The 16,869-nt window shown below is 70.5% G+C and carries 19 protein-coding genes; 5 read left to right on the forward strand and 14 right to left on the reverse strand.

The genetic code is table 11. The features are described 5' to 3' along the window. Positions 1-85 precede the first annotated feature (85 nt). Positions 86-907, forward strand: coding sequence for a DedA family protein (locus tag AB0B94_RS03240; protein ID WP_357267785.1), 822 nt, complete (start codon positions 86-88; stop codon positions 905-907). A gap of 166 nt (positions 908-1,073) precedes the next feature. On the opposite strand, the gene AB0B94_RS03245 is transcribed toward AB0B94_RS03240, so the two are convergent. The 10 genes from AB0B94_RS03245 to AB0B94_RS03290 form a co-directional block, all read right to left on the reverse strand. Continuing rightward, positions 1,074-1,451, reverse strand: coding sequence for a metalloregulator ArsR/SmtB family transcription factor (locus AB0B94_RS03245; protein ID WP_030332125.1), 378 nt, complete (start codon positions 1,449-1,451; stop codon positions 1,074-1,076). A 57-nt stretch (positions 1,452-1,508) separates the two neighbouring features. Then, on the reverse strand, positions 1,509-2,048 hold the full coding sequence (pyrE, locus tag AB0B94_RS03250; protein WP_112586136.1) for an orotate phosphoribosyltransferase: 540 nt from the start codon (positions 2,046-2,048) through the stop codon (positions 1,509-1,511). A gap of 169 nt (positions 2,049-2,217) precedes the next feature. Beyond that, a complete protein-coding gene (locus AB0B94_RS03255; RefSeq protein ID WP_357267787.1) occupies positions 2,218-3,027 on the reverse strand; it encodes an SDR family oxidoreductase in 810 nt (269 codons plus the stop codon). A gap of 10 nt (positions 3,028-3,037) precedes the next feature. Next, a complete protein-coding gene (locus tag AB0B94_RS03260) occupies positions 3,038-3,694 on the reverse strand; it encodes a hypothetical protein (RefSeq protein ID WP_357267789.1) in 657 nt (218 codons plus the stop codon). 72 nt (positions 3,695-3,766) lie between these two features. Continuing rightward, positions 3,767-4,531: a hypothetical protein gene (locus tag AB0B94_RS03265; RefSeq protein WP_357267791.1), complete on the reverse strand. Its 765-nt coding sequence runs from the start codon at positions 4,529-4,531 to the stop codon at positions 3,767-3,769. A gap of 102 nt (positions 4,532-4,633) precedes the next feature. Further along, on the reverse strand, positions 4,634-5,212 hold the full coding sequence (locus AB0B94_RS03270) for a DUF4178 domain-containing protein (protein ID WP_357267793.1): 579 nt from the start codon (positions 5,210-5,212) through the stop codon (positions 4,634-4,636). Positions 5,213-5,294: 82 nt separating this feature from the next. Beyond that, positions 5,295-5,819, reverse strand: a complete 525-nt coding sequence (locus AB0B94_RS03275) for a hypothetical protein (RefSeq protein WP_357267795.1) — start codon at positions 5,817-5,819, stop codon at positions 5,295-5,297. 144 nt (positions 5,820-5,963) lie between these two features. Beyond that, entirely contained in the window at positions 5,964-6,344 is a 381-nt protein-coding gene (locus tag AB0B94_RS03280) for a hypothetical protein (protein ID WP_357267797.1), read from the reverse strand. Positions 6,345-6,456: 112 nt separating this feature from the next. Then, positions 6,457-9,048: an ATP-dependent chaperone ClpB gene (gene clpB / locus AB0B94_RS03285; RefSeq protein ID WP_357267799.1), complete on the reverse strand. Its 2,592-nt coding sequence runs from the start codon at positions 9,046-9,048 to the stop codon at positions 6,457-6,459. Between the two features lie 85 nt (positions 9,049-9,133). Further along, complete coding sequence (locus AB0B94_RS03290; protein WP_357267801.1) at positions 9,134-9,778, reverse strand: helix-turn-helix domain-containing protein; 645 nt, start codon at positions 9,776-9,778, stop codon at positions 9,134-9,136. Between the two features lie 85 nt (positions 9,779-9,863). On the opposite strand from AB0B94_RS03290, the gene AB0B94_RS03295 reads away from it, so the two are divergent. The 4 genes from AB0B94_RS03295 to AB0B94_RS03310 all read left to right on the forward strand — a co-directional run bounded on the left by AB0B94_RS03295 (position 9,864) and on the right by AB0B94_RS03310 (position 13,695). Next, a complete protein-coding gene (locus AB0B94_RS03295) occupies positions 9,864-11,000 on the forward strand; it encodes an epoxide hydrolase (protein WP_357267803.1) in 1,137 nt (378 codons plus the stop codon). A gap of 250 nt (positions 11,001-11,250) precedes the next feature. Then, a complete protein-coding gene (locus tag AB0B94_RS03300) occupies positions 11,251-11,751 on the forward strand; it encodes a TrkA C-terminal domain-containing protein (protein ID WP_030332098.1) in 501 nt (166 codons plus the stop codon). Between the two features lie 5 nt (positions 11,752-11,756). After that, positions 11,757-12,971: a cation:proton antiporter gene (locus AB0B94_RS03305; protein WP_357267805.1), complete on the forward strand. Its 1,215-nt coding sequence runs from the start codon at positions 11,757-11,759 to the stop codon at positions 12,969-12,971. A 292-nt stretch (positions 12,972-13,263) separates the two neighbouring features. Further along, positions 13,264-13,695 carry a hypothetical protein gene (locus AB0B94_RS03310; protein WP_030332093.1) on the forward strand — a complete coding sequence of 144 codons (432 nt, stop codon included), beginning with the start codon at positions 13,264-13,266 and terminating at the stop codon, positions 13,693-13,695. 346 nt (positions 13,696-14,041) lie between these two features. Here the strand turns inward: AB0B94_RS03310 and AB0B94_RS03315 are convergent, their stop codons facing one another. The 4 genes from AB0B94_RS03315 to grpE all read right to left on the reverse strand — a co-directional run bounded on the left by AB0B94_RS03315 (position 14,042) and on the right by grpE (position 16,866). Continuing rightward, positions 14,042-14,236 (reverse strand): hypothetical protein, encoded by a 195-nt coding sequence (locus AB0B94_RS03315; RefSeq protein WP_238669752.1) that lies wholly within the window; start codon positions 14,234-14,236, stop codon positions 14,042-14,044. A 136-nt stretch (positions 14,237-14,372) separates the two neighbouring features. Beyond that, positions 14,373-14,813: a helix-turn-helix transcriptional regulator gene (locus AB0B94_RS03320; RefSeq protein WP_030332087.1), complete on the reverse strand. Its 441-nt coding sequence runs from the start codon at positions 14,811-14,813 to the stop codon at positions 14,373-14,375. Positions 14,814-14,843: 30 nt separating this feature from the next. Next, positions 14,844-16,025, reverse strand: a complete 1,182-nt coding sequence (gene dnaJ / locus AB0B94_RS03325) for a molecular chaperone DnaJ (protein WP_357267808.1) — start codon at positions 16,023-16,025, stop codon at positions 14,844-14,846. A gap of 85 nt (positions 16,026-16,110) precedes the next feature. After that, a complete protein-coding gene (gene grpE, locus AB0B94_RS03330) occupies positions 16,111-16,866 on the reverse strand; it encodes a nucleotide exchange factor GrpE (RefSeq protein ID WP_357267810.1) in 756 nt (251 codons plus the stop codon). Between the last annotated feature and the right edge of the window lie 3 nt (positions 16,867-16,869).

The raw sequence follows: 16,869 nt of genomic DNA on the forward strand, positions 1-16,869 counted from the left end.
GGGCACCGTCGTTGGACCCCACGGCGCGGGCGGGTGGTGACGGGCCGGTCCGGCGCGGCCGGGGCCCTGGGCTTCGGTACCCTTTGTGGCCGTGGACACAGCTGAGAAGACCCGCGCTCTCGTGGAGAGCGTCGCCCTGAACCCGCTCGATCCCAAGGATCTGTTGCAGACCTTCGGGCTGATCGGCGTGTGGGTGATCCTCTTCGCCGAGACCGGCCTGCTGGTGGGCTTCTTCTTCCCGGGTGACTCGCTGCTGTTCCTCGCCGGGGTCGCCTCGTCACCGGTGGCGGACGCGATCTTCGGCGACGGCACCCGCCTCTCCCTTGCCGGCCTGCTGATCGGTGGGCCGATCTGCGCGATCGCCGGTGCGCAGCTGGGGCACTGGCTCGGAGCGCGGTACGGCCGGCCGATGTTCGAACGGCCGAACTCCCGGCTCTTCAAGAAGGAGTACGTGGAGAAGGCCGAGTACTACTTCCAGAAGTTCGGCCCGGCGAAGGCCGTCGTGCTGGCGCGCTTCATTCCGATCGTCCGGACGTTCCTCAACCCGGTCGCGGGCGCGCTCGGGATGCCGGCCAGGAAGTTCCTGCTCTGGAACATCGTCGGCGCGGTCCTCTGGGTGGACGGCATCCTGCTGATCGGCTACCTGCTGGCCGAGCAGATCTACCAGGCCATCGGCGACAAGATCGACCACTACATCCTGCCGGTGGTGGCCCTGATCATCCTGATCTCGGTACTGCCGATCTTCTTCGAGTTCCTGCGTGACCGGCGGGCTCGTAAGCGCGGCGAGGCGGTCGCTGTGGTCGCGGCGGCCAGTGCCGCCGGTGCCGTGGAGGCGGCCCGCGAGGCGTTCGACCACGACGGGCACCAGCACGGTCGTCAGCGCCCGGAGCACGGTCAGGAGCGGTGAGCGGTACGACGACGGCCGGCCCCCTGGCAAGGGGGTCGGCCGTCGGCATGTCGAACCCGGCCTCCGGTGGTGCGACCGGGGACGAGCAGGTGTCAACCACCGGTGGCGCCACCCCTGGCTCGCCACCGGACGCCGCCCCGGCTCGGGACGGCGTGTTGTGCCTACGTCAGCGGGCCTTCTTGGTGGCCCGCTTACGCGGCGGGGTCAGCAGGTCGGCGATCGTCGCGATCGCACTCGGGACCAGGCTGTAGTACGCCCAGACACCGCGCTTCTCCCGCTGCAACAAGCCAGCCTCGGTGAGGATACGCAGGTGATGACTGACCGTCGGCTGAGAGAGGCCGAGCGGCGCCGTCAGGTCACAGACGCACGCCTCGCCCTCGGGGGCCGACTGGATCAGGCTGAGCAGCCGCAACCGAGCAGGATCAGCAAGGGCCTTGAGGACCCCGGCGAGACGCTCGGCATCGGCACGTTCGATCGGCTCGCCGTTTAGCGGCGAGATCTGAGGCATAGTCATTTCGGCCAACGCAGTTCCCACGTATTCCATCCTTCCACCAGCAGCATCGATCCGCCTGCATATCAGCAGATCCGAATCGGCAGACTTTTACGCCACAAGGCCGAGGTCAGCCAACGTATAGGCCGCCCGGTACGGCAATCCGGCGGCTCGCACCGCGTCGCCGGCGCCTCGATCAACAATAACCACCACGCCCACGACTTCCGCCCCGGCCTCGCGAAGCGCCTCGACAGCTGTCAAAACACTTCCGCCCGTCGTGGATGTGTCCTCCACCGCCAACACTCGACGGCCAGCCACCTCCGGTCCCTCGATCCGCCGCTGAAGACCGTGGGCCTTGCCCGCCTTGCGCACCACAAAGGCGTCCAGGGCCCGGCCGGTCGGAGCGGCGGCGTGCAGCATCGAGAGCGCGACGGGATCCGCGCCCAGGGTGAGGCCCCCAACGGCGTCGAACTCCCAGTCGGCGGTGAGGTCCAGCAACACCCGGCCGACCAGAGGAGCGGCCCGGTGATGGAGCGTGACGCGCCGCAGATCCACGTACCAGTCTGCCTCGCGCCCCGACGAGAGCACGACCCGGCCGTGGACCACAGCCAGGTCGGTAATGAATTTACGCAGGTCGTCGTGGTCCCCCATGGCGATAGAGGTTACTGCGCAACTCTGAACGCCGTGTGCGGGGTCCACCCTGATCAGCCCCGAGGGGAACCGATGACTGGCTATGTTCGACTACGCTCAGCAACTGGCCCGACAGCGGCGTGCCAACGTCGCCCCATCACCTGATCGGTGTCGGCGGGCCGGTCGAAGCTCAGCGCTCGTCGCGACCGATCCGGCCGCGGGTGTCCCGCGCGACCGCCTGGAGCAGCCGCCGCGGTGCGTGTCGCATGCCGGCGACGACCACCTTGTACTTCCACGCCGGGATGCTGACCATCTTGCCTTTGCGCAGGTCACGCAGGGCTTCGTCCACCACATCCTCGGCCCGCAGCCACAGCCACTCCGGCGTCTTGGACATGTTGATGCCAGCCCGCTGATGGAATTCGGTGCGGGTGTAGCCGGGGCAGAGGGCCATCACCTGGACGCCGAACGGCCGCGCCGACTGCCCGACGGACTCACTGAAGTTGGTGACCCACGCCTTGCTGGCGGAGTACGTCGATCCGGGCATCGCCGTACCGAACCCGGCGACCGAAGAGACATTTATCACTGCCCCATTTCGCCGTTCGGTCATCGGGCGGAGCGCCGCCAGGGTCAGCCGCATGACCGCGTGCACGTTGAGTCGCAACAGTCGCGCCTCGTCCTCCGCCGTGGAGCGCAGGAACGGTTTGTTCAGGCTGATCCCCGCATTGTTGACCAGCAGGTGCACCGGACTGCCGTCGGTGAGCCGCTGCTCCACTGTGGCGCAGCCGTCGTCGGTGGACAGGTCCGCCGAGATCGTCTCCACCTCGTGTCCGTGCGTGGAGCCCAGCTCGGTGGCCAGCTCGGCCAGCCGCGCCGCGTCGCGGGCAACAAGCACCAGGTGCCAGCCGTCGGCGGCCAACCGCCGCGTGAACGCCGCGCCGATGCCGGCGGTGGCCCCGGTGATCAGGGCTCGGCGCTCGGCAGTCGTGGGGTCGAGCGTCACGGAGTGGTCCTCACCTGGGCGGGTACGGGGGCGTGTGCGGCGCCGACGGGGGCTGGTGCGGGGCGGGCGGGAACATGGGCGGGGCGGTTGGCGCAGTCGAGCGGTGGCGGCCGAACCACCTGTTCGCCGCCGGCAGTACCAGCAACGTAGCTACTACAAGGTAACCGAGCGCCTGTGCGACGGAAAGCCCGGCGTTGAGCGGGATCCACCAGGACGGGTACGCGTCGCCGATCAGACCCAGCAACTCGGCGAGAGCGTGCTCGTCGGCGCCCAGTTGCAGTGGCGCGGCCCGTTCGCCGACCACCACCGCCACGCTGCAACAGCCGGCGAGCAGGCCGAGCCCGCTGACCACCCAGGTCGCCACCCGGACACCGTTACGACCGGTCAGCAGACCGAGGGCCAGGCCGGCGAGCAGCGGCGCGGAGAGCACCGCCACCACCGCCGACAGCACCGCGGACGCGCGGAGCAGAGTCACCACGTCGTCGATCTGCTCCGGGCTCGCCGAGGTGTCGCGGGCCGCGGAGCGGAACGCGTCCACAGTTCCGCCCAGCACCACAAGGTCGACCACGGCGTACGCCAGCGCGGCGACAGCCATCACCAACAGCACGGTCACTGCCGACAGGACGGCGGCGGGCCGGCGGGCCGGTGCCGATTCCGGGTACGACACGACGAATCCCTCCGGTAGGCGTCGGGTTGCAACCTACTCGGAGGGATCGTCGGCGTCGTGCTTATCGAGCCGTCAACTCGTCGACGGCGGGGTCGACCCGGGCCGATCCGTGGGCGGCGTGTCGTCCGGCCGGTTCGCTGCCGGTGGCGGCGGGTAGCTCGGCTCCCCACTCGACGGATAACCCGGCTCACCCGATGCCTGCGGGTAGCCCGGCTGACCGGGCGCCTGCGGACCCGGGTAGCTGGCGCCCGGGGTCGGCGGCTCCCAGCCCTCTGTGGGCTTGCGGAAGAACGGGTTGGCCTTCGGCAACGCCAGCAGGACCAGCGCGGCGATCAGCGCGATCAGGCTGAGCACGCCGAGCACGAGGCTGACCGGGGTGACCCAGGAGGGCAGGGCCTCGTCCAGACGGCGTTGGATCTCCTCGGGGCTCGGCCCGTCGCCGGTAGTCCCGCCACCGGTGTTGAATCCGCCGGCCGCGTTGCTGAGCAGGCCACCGCCCACGCAGCAGACCATGATGCCGCCGACGATCCAGGTGGTGATCCGGGCGCCGTTGCGGCCCTGGTTGTTGAACAGGGCCAGCACGCCCAGCACCACCGCGAGCAGCAGCAGGACGATGCTCCCGCCGATGCCGACGACGGCGAAGACGTCGGCCACCTGGTCACCATCGGTGGCGCTGTCCGCGTACGCCGCACGGACCGCGTCCCGCGTCGTGCCGAAGGTGCTGAGCGTGACGATCAGACTGATCACCTGGAGCGCCAGGAACAGGAAAAGCAGGTAGCTGGAAATCGACACAATGGATGGCCGCTGACGGGCCGGCGTGCTCTGGGAATCGACCACGATTCTCCTTCCCTAAGATCGCGCCCACACCGTATCGACAACCGGCCAGTTCGGCATGCCGTGACGAGCCCGGCGCGTCCGCCCGGTCCGGTTCAGCGGGCCTCAGGCACGGGGCGGGCGGATCGTCAGGTCGGCGCTGTCGAGCAGATTGCCGCGGGCGACCCGCCAGCCCTCTTCGCCGTACGCCTCGAAGGAGAGCCGCGCGGCGCCACCGGACTGGTAGTCGTGGTAGCGCATCGTCCCGGTCGACGGCAACTCGCTCTCTCCGGTGGCGGTGTAACGCGCCTGCCCGGTCTCGGCCCAGGTGTAGCGCCGCCCGCCGAGTTCGATGGTCGGGGCGCCCGGGGTGACGGTGGCGCCTGGTTCGGCGGTCCAGAACACCAGCTCGAGTTCGGGGCCGTTCTCCACGGAGAGCCGGTGGCGGGTGCCGGAGTCGTCGTCGATGAGGTGCTGCACCCAACTCCAGTCGCCCTCGACCAGGCGGATCGTGGCGATCACCGCGTACTCCCGCTCGCGGATCCGCACGTGGTCACCAGGGGTCAGGCGGAGCGGGCCGCCGCGTGGTGGCTCCGCCGGCTGGCCGTCGGGCCGGCCCGTCGGCCGTCGGCGGGCCCGCACGACGACCACCACCCCCGCGAGTACGGCAACAGCCGCCACCAGGCACGTCACCAGCACGTCCATGCGACCACCTCCCCAGGTACGTCGGCGCAGACGGTAACAACCCTCGGCACCAGGAAGGCCCGTGCTGTGGCCGACAGCTCAGCTAGTGAAGGTGGTCGGGCAGGTCGTCCGGAGGGGCCGCCGGCGGTCCGGTCGGCCCTGGTGAGGTGCCCGGCGCTCCCGGCGTCAGGTGCGCGGCCGGCTCGGGGCAGATCAGGTAGCCGGGTGGGAGCGGCTGGTTCGGCGGCAGGAAGCCCGGCACGAGCGGAGCTGTCGGGTATCCGTAACCGGTAGGTGCGTCGGTGGGGACTGGCATCACCCAGGCCGGGCCGCCGGAACGGCACTGCGCGAAGCAGATCAGCAGTTGCCCGCCACTGGCCACGAAGACCAGGATCCGTGCGACGTTGACGCCCCGCCGGAGCGGGACGGCGGTGGCCGCCAGCCAGACCGCGAGCAACACCGCCGGCACGCCCAGGATCAGCGTCATCGCGACGTTGCCCTGCCGCTCGCCAGCCACCTCGTCCGGGTCGGCGTCCGGCACCAGCCGTACCGCGCGGTCGATCTGGCCGTCGAAGTGCACCGCCTCGGCCACCGTCAGCGCGGCCAGGCCGAGCAGCACCAGCGCCACTGCCAGTTACCGCCAGAAGGCGACGGTCACGGTGACCGGGCGGGGCGGACGCGGCGCGGTGGCGGGCGGGCTCATGGCTCGCAACGTACGGTGCGTCGTCCGCGACCGGCAGCACCAATCGGGCAGCACCGACCGGCGAATGGATCATGCTGCGGCGAGCCGCCGACTGGCGTACGTGCCAAGGGTTTCCCGGTCCATCACGCAGCCGACGAAGGTGGTGAACTCGCTCGGATCGTCCCGCAGCGACGTCCAGGCCGCTCGAGCCGCCTCCGGGTCGACCCGCTCCAGCAGCGTGGCCGCGTACGCCCGGCCGGCGGGTGTGCCGTCGGCCAGCACCCGGTCGAGCTGGCGGCGTACCTCCTCGGGGTGGTCGCTGAGGGCGGCCTCGACCCGGTGGTACGCCTCGGTCACCGGCAACAGCGTGCCCGCGATCCCCACCCCACCAAAGGCGAGCGTGTCAGCCGCCACCAACTCGTCGACGGCGGCGCCAAGTTCCCGCTCCCATTTCTTCCCAATCCCAAACATGCCCCACCCCTTTCCCCATCCGCCCCCGCCCCACCCTGTTGATCAAGAGGTTTGCGTCATGAGAAGACGCGAATCTGACGCAAACCTCTTGATCACCGCGTTGGAGGTGCGGTTAGGCGGGGGTTACGGAGAGGGTGTTGGTTTCGGTGGAGCGGTCCACCTTCACCGTTTCACCGTCTCGGATCTGGCCGGAGAGCAGCGCCTTGGCCAGTTGGTCTCCGATTGCGGTCTGCACCAGGCGACGGAGCGGTCGAGCGCCGTAGATCGGGTCGTAGCCGTGCTCGGCCAGCCAGTCCCGGGCGGCATCGGTGATCTCCAGGCCCAGTCGGCGATCGGCCAACCGCCGCCGCATCCGGTTCAGCTGGATGTCGACGATGGAGCGCAGGTCGTCCCCGCGCAGCGAGGCGAAGACCACGATGTCGTCCAGCCGGTTGAGGAACTCCGGCTTGAAGTGCGACCGGACCACTGCCAGCACGCCCTCCCGGCGCTGCTCATCGGCGAGCGTCAGGTCGCTGATCACCGACGACCCGAGGTTGGACGTGAGGATCAGGATCGCGTTACGGAAGTCCACGGTGCGGCCCTGGCCATCGGTGAGCCGGCCGTCGTCGAGCACCTGGAGCAGCACGTCGAAGACGTCCGGGTGAGCCTTCTCCACCTCGTCAAGCAGCACCACCGAGTACGGCCGGCGGCGCACCGCCTCGGTGAGCTGACCACCCTCGTTGTAACCGACGTAGCCGGGCGGGGCACCGACCAGGCGAGCGACCGAGTGCTTCTCGCCGTACTCGCTCATGTCGATGCGGACCATGGCCCGCTCGTCGTCGAAGAGGAACTCGGCGAGGGCCTTGGCCAGCTCCGTCTTGCCGACGCCGGTGGGGCCGAGGAACAGGAAGCTGCCGGTCGGGCGATCCGGGTCGGCGATGCCGGCCCGGGCACGGCGTACCGCGTCGGAGACCGCGCCGACCGCCTCGGCCTGGCCGACCACCCGGCCGCCCAGCGACTCCTCCATCCGCAGCAGCTTGGCCGTCTCACCCTCCAGCAGGCGGCCGGCGGGAATGCCGGTCCAGGAGGCGACCACCGCGGCGATGTCGTCCGCGCCGACCTCCTCCTTCAGCATCGCTCCGTCGGCCTGGAGCTGGGCCAGCTCCTCCTCGGCCTGCTTCAGCTCGACCTTCAGGGCGGGGATCCGGCCGTAGCGCAGTTCGGCGGCGCGTTCCAGCTCGCCGTCCCGCTCGGCCCGCTCGGCCTCACCGCCGAGGCGTTCCAGCTCCTCCTTGGCCGTGGAGAGCTTGGTGATGTGGCTCTTCTCCGTCTGCCAGCGCTCGGAGAGCACTGTGAGCTGCTCACGCTTGTCGGCCAACTCCTTGCGCAGCCGCTCCAACCGCTCGGCCGAGGCGGCGTCCGGCTCCTTGGCCAGAGCCATCTCCTCAATCTCCAACCGGCGGACCGCCCGCTCGATCTCGTCCACCTCGACCGGACGGGAGTCGATCTCCATCCGGAGCCGGGACGCGGACTCGTCGACCAGGTCGATCGCCTTGTCCGGCAGGAACCGGTCGGTGATGTACCGGTCGGACAGCGTCGCGGCGGCCACCAGCGCGGCGTCGGTGATCCGTACGCCGTGGTGCACCTCGTAGCGCTCCTTGAGCCCGCGCAGGATGCCGATGGTGTCCTCGATGGTTGGCTCACCGACGAGCACCGGCTGGAAACGGCGCTCCAGCGCCGGGTCCTTCTCGATGTGCTCGCGGTACTCGTCAAGCGTGGTGGCGCCCACCATCCGCAGCTCACCACGGGCCAGCATCGGCTTGAGCATGTTGCCGGCGTCCATCGAGCCCTCGCCCTTGCCGGCGCCGACGACTGTGTGCAGCTCGTCGAGGAACGTGATGACCTGCCCGTTGGAGTTCTTGATCTCCTCCAGGACGGACTTCAGCCGCTCCTCGAACTGGCCGCGGTACTGCGCGCCGGCGACCATCGCGCCGAGGTCCAGCGAGATCAGCTTCTTGTCGCGCAGGGACTCGGGCACGTCGCCGGTGACGATCCGCTGGGCCAGGCCCTCGACGATCGCGGTCTTGCCGACGCCGGGCTCGCCGATCAGCACCGGGTTGTTCTTGGTACGCCGGGAGAGCACCTGGATGACCCGACGGATCTCGGAGTCCCGCCCGATGACCGGGTCGATCTTGCCGTCCCGGGCGCTGGCGGTGAGGTCGACGCCGTACTTGGTCAGGGCCTGGTAGGTCTGCTCGGGGTCGGCGGTGGTGACCCGACGGTCCCCACCGCGAACGGTCGGGAAGGCGGCGACCAGGGCCTCCTCGGTCGCACCGGCGGTCTTCAGCGCGCCGGACACCGCGCCGCCCACCCGGGCCAGGCCGGCGAGCAGGTGCTCGGTGGAGGTGTACTCGTCGCCCAGCGGCCGGGCGATCTGCTCGGCGGCGCCGATGGCGTTGACGAACTCCCGAGCCAACGTCGGCTCGGCGATGCTGGAGCCGCGCGCGGCCGGCAGGTTGTCGACAGCGCGCTGGGCGGCCTGGCGCAGCTCGGTCGGGTCGGCCCCGACGGCGCGCAGCAGGCCGGTGGCGGTCGAGCCGTCGGTGTCCAGGAGTGACAGGAGCAGGTGCCAGGGCTCCACTGTGGCGTGACCACGCTGGTTGGCCAGCGCGACAGCGCCCGTGATGGTTTCGCGGCTCTTTGTGGTGAGTCTTTCGGTGTTCATGGGCTCCCCCGGATCGGCGTTGTCCACTGGGTTGGACACAACCAGAGTTGAGCGTATTCCGCTCAACCTTAGCGCGTGACGCCCATCACTCCCGGCGCCGCCACCGCCAGTCGAACTCGCCGGCCGCCGGAGGCGGGCCGGGCAGCGGCTCCGCGCCCGGCGCCGACGACAGACCGGCCAGCAGGACCGCGAGCTGCCGGCGGCGCAGTTGGCGGGTCCGCTCCGGATCGGGTACGCGGACCGCCGCGCACGCCTCCAACAACAACCCCAGATCGTGTACGACAGCGTCGGGGCGCAGCCGCCCGCTGGCGTGGGCCCGGTCGACCAGAGCGTTGGCCAACTCACCGGCGCGCATCGCGTCCCGGCCCATCTCCTCGGTCGGAGTGAAGGTGCCGGCCAGGTGGACGGTGAGCGAGTGCACGTCGGCGTCAACCACCCGGGCCAGGAAGCCGGTGAACGCGGCCCAGTCGTCCGGCTCGTCGAGGGCGGCCTCAGCCTCCGCGACGTACCGGCGCAGCCCGTCGTGGCAGAGCTGGCGCAGCAGGTCCTCCTTGCCCGCGTACCGCCGGTAGAGCGCGCTGATGCCGACGCCCGCGCGGTCCGCGACGGCGGCGATCGGGGCCTTCGGGTCGTCGAGGAAGACCGCGCGGGCGGCTTCGAGGATGACCTCGTCGTTGCGGGCGGCCTGGGCGCGGCGACCGCCCAACGTCTTGCCGGAAGTCGTTGACATGCCCTCAGCCTAACAGTGGAACGGATCGTTCCGCTCTGCTATGGTGATTGCAGAACGAAACATTCCGTTCCGAAGGGGTTCCCTCATGAGCGACACCGCGATCCGCCCGTTCCGCGTCGAGATCCCGCAGACCGCCCTCGACGACCTGGCCGCCCGGCTGGCCCGCACCAACTGGCCCGCCGACCTGCCCGCGGCGGGCGACTCGTACGGGATGAGCAGCGACCGGGTACGCACCCTCGTCGACCACTGGCAGGGCAAGTTCGACTGGCGGGCCGTCGAGGCCCGGCTGAACGCCCACCCGCAGTTCGTCACCGAGATCGACGGCGAGCAGATCCACTTCCTGCACGTCCGGTCGTCCCGGCCGGACGCCACCGCGCTGGTGCTCACCCACGGCTGGCCCGGGTCGGTGCTGGAGTACCTCGACGTGATCGCCCCGCTCACCGAGCCGACCGACCCGGACGCGCCGGCGTTCCACGTGGTCGTCCCGTCGCTGCCGGGCTACGGCTTCTCCGGCCCCACCCGCAGCGCCGGCTGGAACCGGTTCCGGATCGCCCGCGCCTGGGCCGAGCTGATGAACCGCCTGGGGTACGACAGCTACGGCGCGATCGGCAACGACGCCGGCTCGATGATCGCGCCGGAGTTGGGCCGGATCGATCCGGAGCGGGTGCTCGGCGTACACGTCACCCAACTCTTCTCGTTCCCCTCCGGCGACCCGGCCGAGTTCGCCGGGCTCTCCGAGACGGACCAGGCGGCGCTCGGGCACCTCCAGTGGTTCTACGAGAACAAGTTCTCCTTCAACCAGGTGCACAGTCAGCAGCCGCAGACCCTCGCGTTCGGGCTGGTCGACTCGCCGGTGGGGCTGCTCGCCTGGAACGCCCAGCTCTTCGACGAGAGCCTGGACGCCGACTTCATCCTGGCCAATGTGGCGCTCTACTGGTTCACCGGCACTGCCGCCTCGGCGATCCGGCTCTACTGGGAGGACGCACACTCCGGCGAGCCGCCGACCGAGCCGACCACCGTTCCGACCGCGCTGGCCATGTTCCCCGGCGACTTCCAGTCCATCCGCCGCTTCGCCGACCGCGACCACTCGAACATCGTCCGGTGGACGGCGTACGAGACCGACGTCGACGGCCGGGGCCAGGTCGGCGGCCACTACGCGGCCCACCAGGCCACCGAGGTGCTGGTCGCCGACATCCGCGAGTTCTTCACCAGCCTCCGCTGACCGTAGGCGTGCCCAGGTGCCCGCGCCCGCCCTGCCGGCGCGGGCACCAACGCGTCCCAGCCCCGGGCCTCGGCGCGTCCGGCGCGGTTGGTCGACTCGGCTTTCAGGAAGTCGGGGCATCCCGCCAGGTCGGATACCGCGGTTTCAATGAACGCGAGTGGATCATGGTCGCTGCGGTACGCCGGGGGGGGTCCGGGGGCGCCGTCCGTCCAAGATCTGCGCTCTGTTCACGAAGCGGTAGCCTTGGAGAGTGCGAGTACGTGTCGAGCAGACCGCCCTACCCGGGATCGGGGTACGTCACGATCTGGTGACGGAGTCCGGACGCCGCCTGGGCGTCGTTTCCCACCGCAATGGCCGTCGTGATCTCGTTCTCTACGATCCCGACGATCCCGACGCCTGCCAGTCGGACATTCCGCTGACCGACGACGAGGCCGAGGCTCTGGCCGACATCCTCGGCGCGTCGCTGATGCTCGGCCAGCTCTCCGGGCTCCGCGAGCAGGCCGCCGGTCTGCTCACCGAGCAGATCGCCATCACGGCCGGTTCCCCGTACGTCAACCGGAAGCTCGGCGACACCAAGGCGCGTACCCGCACCAGCGCCTCCATCGTGGCTGTTCTGCGTGAAGGCGAAGTGATCGTCTCGCCACTCCCCTCCTTCCGCTTCGCGGCCGGCGATGTGGTGGTCGTCGTCGGGACCCGTAGAGGTCTCGACGGCGTGTCCGCCATCCTCGCCGACAGTGACCCGGACGGCTGAGGCGGATGCACGATTCCACCACTCTGCTCGTCGAAGTCGGCGCGCTGCTGTTGCTGCTTGGCGTCCTCGGTCGGTTGAGCCGCCGGGTAGGCCTGTCGCCCATCCCCCTCTACCTGCTCGCCGGGCTGGCGTTCGGGCATGGTGGGCTACTTCCGCTCGCCGCCAGCGAGGAGTTCTTCGCTGTGGGCGCCGAGATCGGCGTCATCCTGCTGCTGGTGATGCTCGGCCTGGAGTACTCGGCCAACGAACTGGTCGGCAACCTACGGTCGGCGGCCCCGGCCGGGCTGATCGACGGCGTGTTCAACGCGCTGCCCGGCGCGGCCTTCGCCCTGCTGCTCGGCTGGGACTGGGTCGCCGCCCTGGTGCTCGGCGGCATCACCTGGGTCTCCTCCTCCGGCGTGATCGCCAAGGTCCTCGCCGATCTGGGACGACTGGGTAACCGGGAAACCCCGGTGATCCTGTCGGTCCTCGTGATCGAGGACCTGGCGATGGCGCTCTACCTGCCGCTGGTCACCGCCGTGCTGGCCGGCACCGGCCTGCTCGGTGGCGGCATCGCACTCGCCGTCGCGGTGGGCACGGTGCTGCTCGTGCTGGTCGTCGCCATCCGGTACGGCCACCTCATCTCCTCCGCCCTGTCGGCGAAGGACCCGGAGGCGTTGCTGCTCGGCGTACTCGGTCTGACCCTGCTGATCGCCGGGCTCGCGGCGAAGCTCCAGGTGTCGGCGGCGGTCGGCGCGTTCCTTGTCGGCATCGCGCTCTCCGGCCCGGTGGCACACCACGCGACCGAGTTGCTCTCACCGCTGCGGGACCTGTTCGCGGCGGTGTTCTTCGTCTTCTTCGGCCTGGTCACCGACCCACGGGACATCCCGCCGGTGCTGCTGCCGGCGCTCGCGTTGGCAGTGGTCACCATGGCGACGAAGACGCTCACCGGCTACCTCGCCGCCCGCCGGGTCGGTATCGCCGAACCCGGTCGATGGCGAGCCGGCCTGGCACTCGTACCCCGAGGTGAGTTCTCCATCGTCATCGCCGGGCTGGCGGTGGCCGCCGGCAGCGTCGAGCCGCGGTTGGCAGCGCTGGCCGCGACGTACGTCCTGATCACCGTGGTGACCGGGCCGATCCTGGCTCGGCTTCCCGACTTCCCGTGGTTCAAGCGGTGGCTGCGCAACCGCGCGGCGGCCCAACGGCGGGAGCAGGCCCCGGTCGTCGACTCACTGGGCTGAACTCCACCGGTCGCGGTCCCAATCCCCGGGACGGCTACCGGAAGGGGCGAAAAGCCACTCCAGCCCCATGACGAACTCGGCGTCTGCACCCCGCTGACACCGCCTAACGTGGATCATCCTGGGAGCATGATCGGCTCCGCCGTCGATGCAATTGACCCGCCCGTGCCAACGGTTGCGGAATTGCTCCTCGCGGGTACTACCGCAGCACCCGATGGCGGGTTACCGTTTCGCCCCAGCAGCCAGGGTCCGCAGGCAGCGTTGCCAAACGCGGGCGAGAGCGGAAGGTTGGCCGGTGAGCGTGCAGGAGTCGACGTTCCACGGCTTCGCCAACCCCGTCGATCCGACTCCGGCGGAGTTGCGAGCTTGGGCGTACAAGCCCGATTCGGTCCCGTTGGCCTCGATGCCACCCGACTGGGACCTGCTGGTCTCCGGCGACCGGCTGGTGTTGACGCTCTTCGAGTTGGCGATGGATCCAACCTGCCCGGCCCGGCGTTTTGCGCTGCACTGCCTCTACATCTACGCGGCCGACGGCATCCGGACGAACTTCCGCGCCCACCCCAAGCGCCGCTTCCGCAAGCTCGTCGAGCAGGCCGAGCGGGACGGCGACGAGCTGATGAAGATCTGGGCGCACAACGGCCGGGTGCTGTTGGCCCGCCCGGACCTCTTCGTCTACCGGGACTGGTGCGAGGGCGGCCTGGTTCGCGAAAACCGCCGCCTCGGCTGATTCGCCGGATCCGCCGACCAGCGGCGGCGGGTAAAGGGCGACTAAAGCCCCTTTGGAGCTGATGTCGCAAACGAATCACACCCGCGAGTCCGGATCGGTCGGCACACCGAGGCGGTTCAGAGCCGGAGCCGCCGCGCGATGTCGTAGACGATTCAGCTCCAAAGGGCCTGCGAGTCGATTGCCGGCCTCCGCGGCGGCGAGGAACCAAGCCGCGTCCCGGCCCACACCCGATAGCGGCGAACGGGCCGGGACCCCCACTGCGGCAACCCGACGTCCCGGCCCGCACCCGATTACGGCGAACGGGCCGGGACCCCCCGTGGGTCCCGGCCCGCACGTCGGTTACCGGTTATTCCTGCTTGCGTTCCGTCTCGGCTCGGGCCGGTTCGTCGGCGTGGTCGCCGTCTTCGGCGAACCGGCCGGCGATGATCCGGTCCCGGTAGGTCCCCTCGGTCACCTTGTCGAACTTCTTGCGGACGGTCTCGGCCAGGTCCTCCAACCGGTCCTCCGTCTGCTGGGCCACCTTCTTCGCCGGTTCCGCCATCGCTCCCCCTCGCCATGCCGGTAGGTCCGGATTAAGCATTTTGGACCCTTATTGACAGGCTAACCGAAGCGGCCCGGACCGCGCCGGGAATCCAGCGCGGTCCGGGCCGAGAAGACAGGTCCGGGTGAGCAGCAGGTCAGCGATCGGGGGTCCGGCGGGGGCGCCACACCACCAGCGCCGTGGAGGTGCGGTTGGTCGGCACCAGATCCCGGCCCGGGAAGCGGGCCAGCGACTCCAGCTCCGCCACCCGGCGGTACGCGGCGTCCAGCTCCGCCTCCAAGCGGGCCACCCGCTGCTGCGCCTGCTCCAGCAGCCGCTCCAGCCCGATGATGCGCTTGACGCCGGCCAGGTTGATCCCGTCGTCCTGGCTGAGCCGCTGCACCTCGCGCAGCAGCACCACGTCGCGGACGCTGTAGCGACGCCCGCCACCAGCGGCTCGGCCGGGCTGGACCAGCCCCAGTCGGTCGTACTGGCGCAGGGTCTGCGGGTGCATCCCCGCCATCCGTGCCGCTACCGAGATCATCAGCACCTTGGCCTCGTAGGCAGGGTCGCCCGAACCGAGGAACTCGCCCGACATCCCGCTCACCTCCGCGTCCATTCCACCGGACTAACTGACTCGACGCACCCGTGCGTCGAGATGTTCCCGGGCCGCCGGCGGGGTCTGCTCGGCGAACGACTCCAGCGCCGTGCGGGCCTCGTCCGACAAGCGGGCCGGCACCACCACGTCCAGCGTGACCAGCAGGTCGCCGGCCTGCCCGTCGCGGCGGGCCACACCCTTGCCGCGGGCCCGCAGCACCCGCCCGCTCGGCGTCCCCGGCGGCACCCGCAGGGTCATCGCACCGTCGAGCGTGGGCACCCGCAGGTCCGTGCCGAGCACGGCCTCCGCGAAGGTGACCGGAACGGTCAGCGTCAGGTCGTCCCCGGTACGCCCGAACAGCTCGTCCGGCCGAACCTTGACGTGTACGAAGAGGTCGCCGGCCGGGCCACCGCGCTCGCCCGGCTCACCCCGCCCGGCCAGCCGGATGCGTTGACCGTCGGCCACACCGGCCGGGAAGCGCACGTTCATGGTGCGGGTCTTTGTGACACCGCCGCTGCCGTGGCACTCCGGGCACTTCTCCTCGACCACCGTGCCGACGCCCTGGCAGTTGCGGCACGGCTCGGAGAAGCTGAACGACCCCTGGTTGCGGGTGGTCACGCCGGCACCATGACAGACCGGGCAGGTACGCGGCTGGGTGCCGGGCTTGGCCCCGTTGCCGTGGCAGGTGTCGCAGACGCCCGGCGCGCGCAGCGTCAGGGGCAGCGTCACTCCGCGCACCGCGTCGCCGAAGTCCAGCGCCACCTCGGTCTCCACGTCCCGACCACGGGCCGGACCGCGCGGTGCGGCCTGCCCACCGGCCTGACCGCCGCTGAAGATCGAGCTGAACAGGTCCTGGAAGCCGGCGCCGCCGAAGCGACGATCACCGCCTCCGCCGCCACCGAACATGTCGGAGACGTCGAACGGCACGCCGCCCGGCTGACCCTCACCTCGGGCGTTGCGCCGGAACGCGCCCGAGCCGAAGAGCGACCGCATCTCGTCGTACTCGCGACGGCGGCCGCTGTCCGACAGCACGTTGTACGCCTCGGACGCGGCCTTGAACCGCTCCTCGGCCTTCGGGTCGCCCGGGTTGTGGTCCGGGTGCGACTCCCGGGCCACCTTGCGGTACGCCTTCTTGATGTCATCCGCGGAGGCGGCCTTGTCCACGCCGAGCACGGCGTAGAAGTCCTTCTCGATCCAGTCCTTCGAACTCACCGGTCCACCTCCTTCCGACCCTGGTGGCCCGGCCGTCCCGCCCACCGCTGAACGGTGGACGGGACGGCCCGGTCACTGTCTGGCACTATTCCGGATCCGCGACCGCGACCAGCGCGGGGCGCAGCAGCCGCTCACCGAGCTGGTAGCCGCGTCGCATGACCTGTACGCAGGTCGGCTCGCTGACGTCGGCCGAGGTCTGGTGCGCCACCGCCTCGTGCCGGGTCGGGTCGAACGGGTCGCCCTGCTCGCCGAAGGCGTTCAGGCCGAACTTGCCCAGCGCCGTGGTGAGCTGTTCGGCCACAGTGCCGAACGGCCCGACCAGGTCGCCGTGTTCCCGGGCCCGGTCCAGGTCGTCCAGGATCGGCAGCAGCGCGACCAGCACCGAGCCGGTCGCCTGCTCCTGTACGAGGCTGCGGTCACGGTCGACCCGCTTGCGGTAGTTGGCGTACTCCGCCGACACCCGCTGCAGGTCCCTGGTCCGCTCGTCCAGCTCGGCCCGGAGCGCCTCCAGCTCGGCACCGAGCGAGGTGCCCGCGCTGCCGCCGTCCACCGGCTGCGCCGGGGCGTCCACCACCGGCGGACCGGACGGCTCCGGCCCGTCGGTGGAGTTGACCTCGACCTCGATCTCGTCGACCACTACCTCGGCGTCCTCGACCAGACCCTCGGCCGGCACACCGGTCTCCGCGTCGGCGGCGGTCCCCTCCGGCTCGGCGGTGTCGACGAGCTTGCGCTTGTTGCGGATGACGACCCGCTCCCCGTCGCCGGTCGGCTCCGTGGTCGCGGAGCCACCCGGCGTCGACCCGGTGTCGCCCGGGTCGGCGGCTCGTGGCTTCTGCGTCATGCG

It is taken from the genome of Micromonospora sp. NPDC048986, from assembly GCF_040649335.1.
GTDB classification, from domain to species: Bacteria; Actinomycetota; Actinomycetes; order Mycobacteriales; family Micromonosporaceae; genus Micromonospora; species Micromonospora alfalfae.

Excerpts from the sequence above, each read along its gene's own strand:
- AB0B94_RS03295 (WP_357267803.1), top strand. The coding sequence starts at position 9,864 with ATGAGCGACACCGCGATCCGCCCGTTCCGCGTCGAGATCCCGCAGACC.
- pyrE (WP_112586136.1), bottom strand. The coding sequence starts at position 2,048 with ATGGGGGACCACGACGACCTGCGTAAATTCATTACCGACCTGGCTGTG.
- AB0B94_RS03305 (WP_357267805.1), top strand. The coding sequence starts at position 11,757 with ATGCACGATTCCACCACTCTGCTCGTCGAAGTCGGCGCGCTGCTGTTG.
- AB0B94_RS03280 (WP_357267797.1), bottom strand. The coding sequence starts at position 6,344 with ATGTTTGGGATTGGGAAGAAATGGGAGCGGGAACTTGGCGCCGCCGTC.
- clpB (WP_357267799.1), bottom strand. The coding sequence starts at position 9,048 with ATGAACACCGAAAGACTCACCACAAAGAGCCGCGAAACCATCACGGGC.
- AB0B94_RS03270 (WP_357267793.1), bottom strand. The coding sequence starts at position 5,212 with ATGGACGTGCTGGTGACGTGCCTGGTGGCGGCTGTTGCCGTACTCGCG.
- AB0B94_RS03245 (WP_030332125.1), bottom strand. The coding sequence starts at position 1,451 with ATGGAATACGTGGGAACTGCGTTGGCCGAAATGACTATGCCTCAGATC.
- AB0B94_RS03290 (WP_357267801.1), bottom strand. The coding sequence starts at position 9,778 with ATGTCAACGACTTCCGGCAAGACGTTGGGCGGTCGCCGCGCCCAGGCC.
- grpE (WP_357267810.1), bottom strand. The coding sequence starts at position 16,866 with ATGACGCAGAAGCCACGAGCCGCCGACCCGGGCGACACCGGGTCGACG.
- AB0B94_RS03320 (WP_030332087.1), bottom strand. The coding sequence starts at position 14,813 with ATGTCGGGCGAGTTCCTCGGTTCGGGCGACCCTGCCTACGAGGCCAAG.
- AB0B94_RS03315 (WP_238669752.1), bottom strand. The coding sequence starts at position 14,236 with ATGGCGGAACCGGCGAAGAAGGTGGCCCAGCAGACGGAGGACCGGTTG.